Source organism: Streptomyces sp. (assembly GCF_035563135.1).
In the GTDB taxonomy this organism is placed as follows: domain Bacteria; phylum Actinomycetota; class Actinomycetes; order Streptomycetales; family Streptomycetaceae; genus Streptomyces.
The window spans coordinates 1-4495 of the sequence record NZ_DATMVN010000589.1; the positions used below are offsets into that span (position 1 = coordinate 1).

4 protein-coding genes are annotated in these 4495 nt (G+C 72.8%); 3 read left to right on the forward strand and 1 reads right to left on the reverse strand.

Annotated features, from left to right (window positions below; all coding sequences use genetic code 11):
• The coding region (locus VN520_RS26365; protein WP_325749440.1) for an FAD-linked oxidase C-terminal domain-containing protein at positions 1–588 on the forward strand (588 nt) is incomplete at its 5' end.
• Between the two features lie 21 nt (positions 589–609).
• On the opposite strand, the gene VN520_RS26370 is transcribed toward VN520_RS26365, so the two are convergent.
• A complete protein-coding gene (locus tag VN520_RS26370) occupies positions 610–1551 on the reverse strand; it encodes an AraC family transcriptional regulator (protein WP_325749441.1) in 942 nt (313 codons plus the stop codon).
• 273 nt (positions 1552–1824) lie between these two features.
• Here VN520_RS26370 and VN520_RS26375 point away from each other — a divergent pair, with 273 nt between their 5' ends.
• Together VN520_RS26375 and VN520_RS26380 are read left to right on the forward strand one after the other, a co-directional pair.
• The gene (locus tag VN520_RS26375; RefSeq protein WP_325749442.1) at positions 1825–3210 is read left to right on the forward strand and encodes an MmgE/PrpD family protein; all 1386 of its coding nucleotides are present in this window, start codon (positions 1825–1827) and stop codon (positions 3208–3210) included.
• Entirely contained in the window at positions 3207–4388 is a 1182-nt protein-coding gene (locus VN520_RS26380; protein ID WP_325749443.1) for an FAD-dependent oxidoreductase, read from the forward strand. The genes VN520_RS26375 and VN520_RS26380 overlap by 4 nt, the downstream gene beginning before the upstream one ends.
• The last annotated feature ends 107 nt before the right edge of the window (positions 4389–4495 follow it).

Sequence of the window (4495 nt, forward strand, 5' to 3'; positions counted from 1 at the left end):
CTGGAGGCCAAGGCGGCCAAGATCGACCGCATCTGGAAGCAGATCCCCGGCGCCACGGTGCACGCCGGGCGCGTCTACGAGCCGCACGAGTACGGCGAGATCACCCGGCAGACCGAGAAGGTCCACATCGGCATCCCGACGGTTCAGCTCAACGAGATCACGCCGCCCAATCTCGGCCACGTCGGCTTCTCACCCGTCGTCGCCCTGAAGGGCACCGAGGTCCGCTACGTCATCGACCAGATGCGCACCCGCCTGGAACAGCACGGCATCATGTTCTCCGGCGGGATCTTCGCTGTCAGCGCGCGGGCGGCCGCCGTGGTGGCAGGGATCCAGTTCGACCGCACCGATCCGGAGGCGGTCAGGAACGCCTTCGCGGTGGCGCACGAGCTGGTGGGCGAGATCGGCGCACTCGGCTACGGCGAGTACCGGGCGCACCTCGACTTCATGGACCTCGCCGCGGATCAGTACTCCTACAACGACCACGCCTACCGGCGGTTGGTGGAGAAGATCAAGGACGCCGTCGATCCCAACGGGATCATCTCGCCCGGACGGCACGGCATCTGGCCCGAGAACCGGCGCGGCGCCTGAGGGTCCGGCCGGCGTCAGGGCTCAGGCCGCGCCGGCCCGTGCCTGGTCCGCGCGGAAGGCGTTCGGGCTCTGCCCCGTGGCCTCGCGGAAGACTTGCCCGAAGTGCGACGCGGTGCGGAACCCCAGGCGCATGCCGACCCGGGCGACGGGGACGTGCGTGAGCCCCGGGTCGGCGAGGTCCCGTCGAGCAGCGGCGACGCGCTGCTGTCGCGTCCAGGCGGCAGCCGACTCGCCCTGCTCCGCGAAGAGGACCTGCACGTACCGCGGTGAGATGTGGTGCGCCCGCGCGATCTTCGCGACGCTCAGGTCGGGATCGGAGAGGTGGGTGCGGATGTAGTCCTTGAGGGTCGTGACGTCGGCGCTCCTCCGGCCCGACGGGCAGTCGCCCCCGCGCTCGTCGCCCAGGGTCAGCATGGCGGCGGCGAGGCCTGTCGCGGACGTCAGCGCCTGACGAGCGGCGGCGGGAGTCATCCGAGGCGCTGCGTCGACCAGCTGCCGCAGCAGGCCGGCGTAGGCATCGACGAGGCCGCTGCCTGCCCGGAGCAGGCGGTAGCGCCTGCCGGCCGCGCCGAACCGCACTTCGTGGTCGTGCGCGGAGGGGACCTCGAGCACGGTGTGGTGGATCGGGCCGGGATACTCCAGGTGCGACAAGGACCCCGACAGCGTCGCCAGGACGTCCCCGGGGCCGATGGTGAGCTCGCGACCGTCGACGAGCAGCCGGCTCACCCCCGACAGGTGGACGCCGACCTGCAGCCGCTGCGGCCCGCTGTCGAACCGGGGATCCCACGAGGTGTGGCCGGCCGACGAGCGGACGGAGAGCAGCTGCATCCCCCCGTGCCGCCAGGCCCGCGCCTCGCCCCAGAATTCCGGCGCGACCGTCGTCGTCCGGTAGGCGCCCACCAGGGGGCGCACCCTGCGGTTCCACTCCTCGTGCCGGGTCGACCTCACTACCTGGTGATCCACGGTCGCCTCTCACTGGGAAGGGCCCGGAGCCCGGCGGGGCACGCACGACCCGTCCGGCGGCACACGTCTGTCGGGCCCGCAACTGTACGCACGACCGCGGGGCCGGGGGCGGCGCGAGACGTGCGCGACCGCGGTCGGAACCGGCGCTCGAAACGGCCGGTGGGGGAGCACACTGGGTGCCGCCCGCGGAGCGCTCCGGCCTTGACTGGTGTGGCGGCCGCCACGTACGGTGAGCGAACACTTCTCCCGCCACCGAACTCGCGAGGAATACCCATGCCTACAGCGGCCCAGCGGTTCGGAGAGTTCGTCGCCGGGCTGGATGCCGGCGCGATCCCGGACGACGTCCAGCACGCCGCGGGCCTGCACGCGCTGGACGCACTGGGATGCGGCATCGCGGCCCACGCGCTCGGGGAGGCCGGCTACGTGCACGCCGCCGTCCGCGAGGACGGGAGCACCGGACCGGCGACGGCGATCGGGGCGGCGAACCTGCTCCCTGGCGATGCGGCCCTGGTGAACGGCGCGCTGGCCCACGCGCTCGACTTCGACGACACGCACCCCCGGTCGGTCGTCCACGTCAGCGCCGGCGTCGTCCCCGCCGCGCTCGCCGCGGCGCAGGCAGCCGGGGCGTCCGGCGCCGACCTGCTGGCGGCGATGGTGGCCGGCAACGAGGTCTGCGTCCGGCTCGGGAACGCCGGCAGTGGCCTGTTCCACGCCCGCGGATTCCAGCCCACCGGGGTCTGCGGCGTCTTCGGCGCGACCGCCGCCGCTGCCCGGGCACGGCGCCTGACGCCGGCCACCACCGCCCATGCCCTGGGCATCGCCGGCAGCATGGCCGCCGGCCTGCTCGAGTTCCTCGCCGACGGGTCGGAGACCGAGCGGCTGCACCCCGGCTGGGCCGCCCGGTCGGGCCTGGCAGCGGTCCGGTTGGCCGCGCACGGGGCCAGTGGGCCGGCGACGGTATTCGAGGGAGCCCGCGGCTTCTTCGCCACCTACCTGCACGGCGAGGCGACCGACCTGCCGGCCGAGCTGGCGACGCTGGGGGAGCGGTGGGTGACCCCCGAGATCGCCTACAAGCCCTATCCGGCCTGCCACTACACCCACGCGCCGGTGGACGCCCTGGCCGCCGTCCTCGCCGACACCCCGATCCGGCCGGAGGACGTCGAGTCGATCGTCGGCTTCACCGACGCGACCGGGGTCTCCCTGGTCTGCGACCCGGCGGCCGACAAGGTGCACCCGCGGACGCCGTACGACGCCAAGTTCAGCCTGCCCTGGTGCCTCTCCTACCGGCTGGTCCACGGCCGGCTGGACGTCACCAGCTTCACCGCGGAGGCCGACACCGACGAGGCGGTACGCGCGCTCACGCCGCGGGTGTCCTACGAGCTCCGGCAGTACGCACCCACCCCGGACGCCTTCGGCGGAGGGGTGCGCGTCGTCCTGCGGGACGGGCGGGTCCTGGAGCACGAGCTGCGCTACCAGCGCGGTGGTGCGGAGAACCCGCTCACCGCGGACGAGGTGCTGCAGAAGTTCCGTACGAACGCGAGCCTGGGACTGGCCGACGACGACGTCAGCGGGCTGGAGAAGGCCCTGCTCGGATTGGCACACGAGACCGACACCGCCTTCGCCACCGTGCTGGGCCGTGCCGCTGGAGGAGTGAAGTGACCGTGCACAGCGACGTGCTCATCGTCGGCGCAGGACCCGTGGGCGTGCTCAACGCGCTCGGGCTCGCCCGGCAGGGCGTCTCGGTCCGGCTCCTCGAGGCCGAGCCCGCCATCGTCCAGTCGCCGCGGGCGATGGTCTACCACTGGTCGGTCCTGGAAGGCCTCGAGCGCCTCGGCGTCATGGAGGAGGCGCTGCGCACCGGCTTCGCGAAGCAGGATTACACCTACCTCGTGTACGCGACCGGCGAGCGCATCGACTACAGCCTCGACGTGCTGGAGGGGCGGGTCCGTTACCCCTTCAACCTGCACCTGGGCCAGCACCAGCTCGCCGAGATCGCCCTGCGGCAGCTCGCCGAGCTCGGCGTGCCCGTGCACTTCGGGACCCGCCTCACCGGGCTGACGCAGGACGACTCGTCGGTCACCGTGACCGCGCAGACGCCCGAGGGTGAGGCGACGTTCAGCGCCGGCTGGGTCATCGGCACCGACGGCGCGCGGAGTGCGGTGCGCGAGGCGGTCGGGCTGACCTTCGACGGCATGACCTGGGACGAACGATTCGTGGCGACCAACATCCGCTACGACTTCGAGGCCCACGGTTACGGCCGCTCGACCATGCAGGTCGACCCGACATACGGGGCGATCATCGCCAAGATCGACGACAGCGGCCTCTGGCGGTGCACCTACTGCGAGGACCGGAGCCTCCCGGAGGAGTCGGTTCCCGACCGCATGCCCGAGATCTTCCAGAAGCTCCTCCCGGGTGGCGGGGAGTTCGAACTGGTCCAGTACTCGCCGTACCGCATGCACCAGCGGGCCGCGTCCTCGATGCGCGCCGGACGTGTGCTCCTGGCCGGGGACGCCGCCCACGCCACCAACCCCACCGGCGGTCTGGGGCTGACGTCGGGGCTCTTCGACACCTACGTGCTCTACGACGCGCTCGCCGCCGTCGTCACCGGCCGGGCCGGCGATGAGGTGCTGGACCGGTACGCGGACGTCCGGCGGCGGATGTTCGTCGATGTCGCCTCGCCGATGGCCAGCGAGAACAAGCGGTTCGTGTACCACTCCACCGACCCGGTCCGGCTCGAGGCGGACCTCGAGCGCCTGCGCCTCATGGTCAAGGACGAGCGCCTGCAGGTCGAGCGGTTCATGGGCACCAAGAAGCTGGAGACCCCTCCGCTGGTCTAGGCCAGGCCCGCCGGGCCGGCGGCTGCGCCGGCCCCCGCCCGTCGACGGACGCACCGCGACCCCGGCACCCGGTGACGTCACCGGGTGCCGGGTCGCGGCGCGCGCTG

What these genes read in the sequence shown, in the direction of transcription:
- VN520_RS26375 (WP_325749442.1), top strand. Translation starts at nt 1,825, where the DNA reads ATGCCTACAGCGGCCCAGCGGTTCGGAGAGTTCGTCGCCGGGCTGGAT.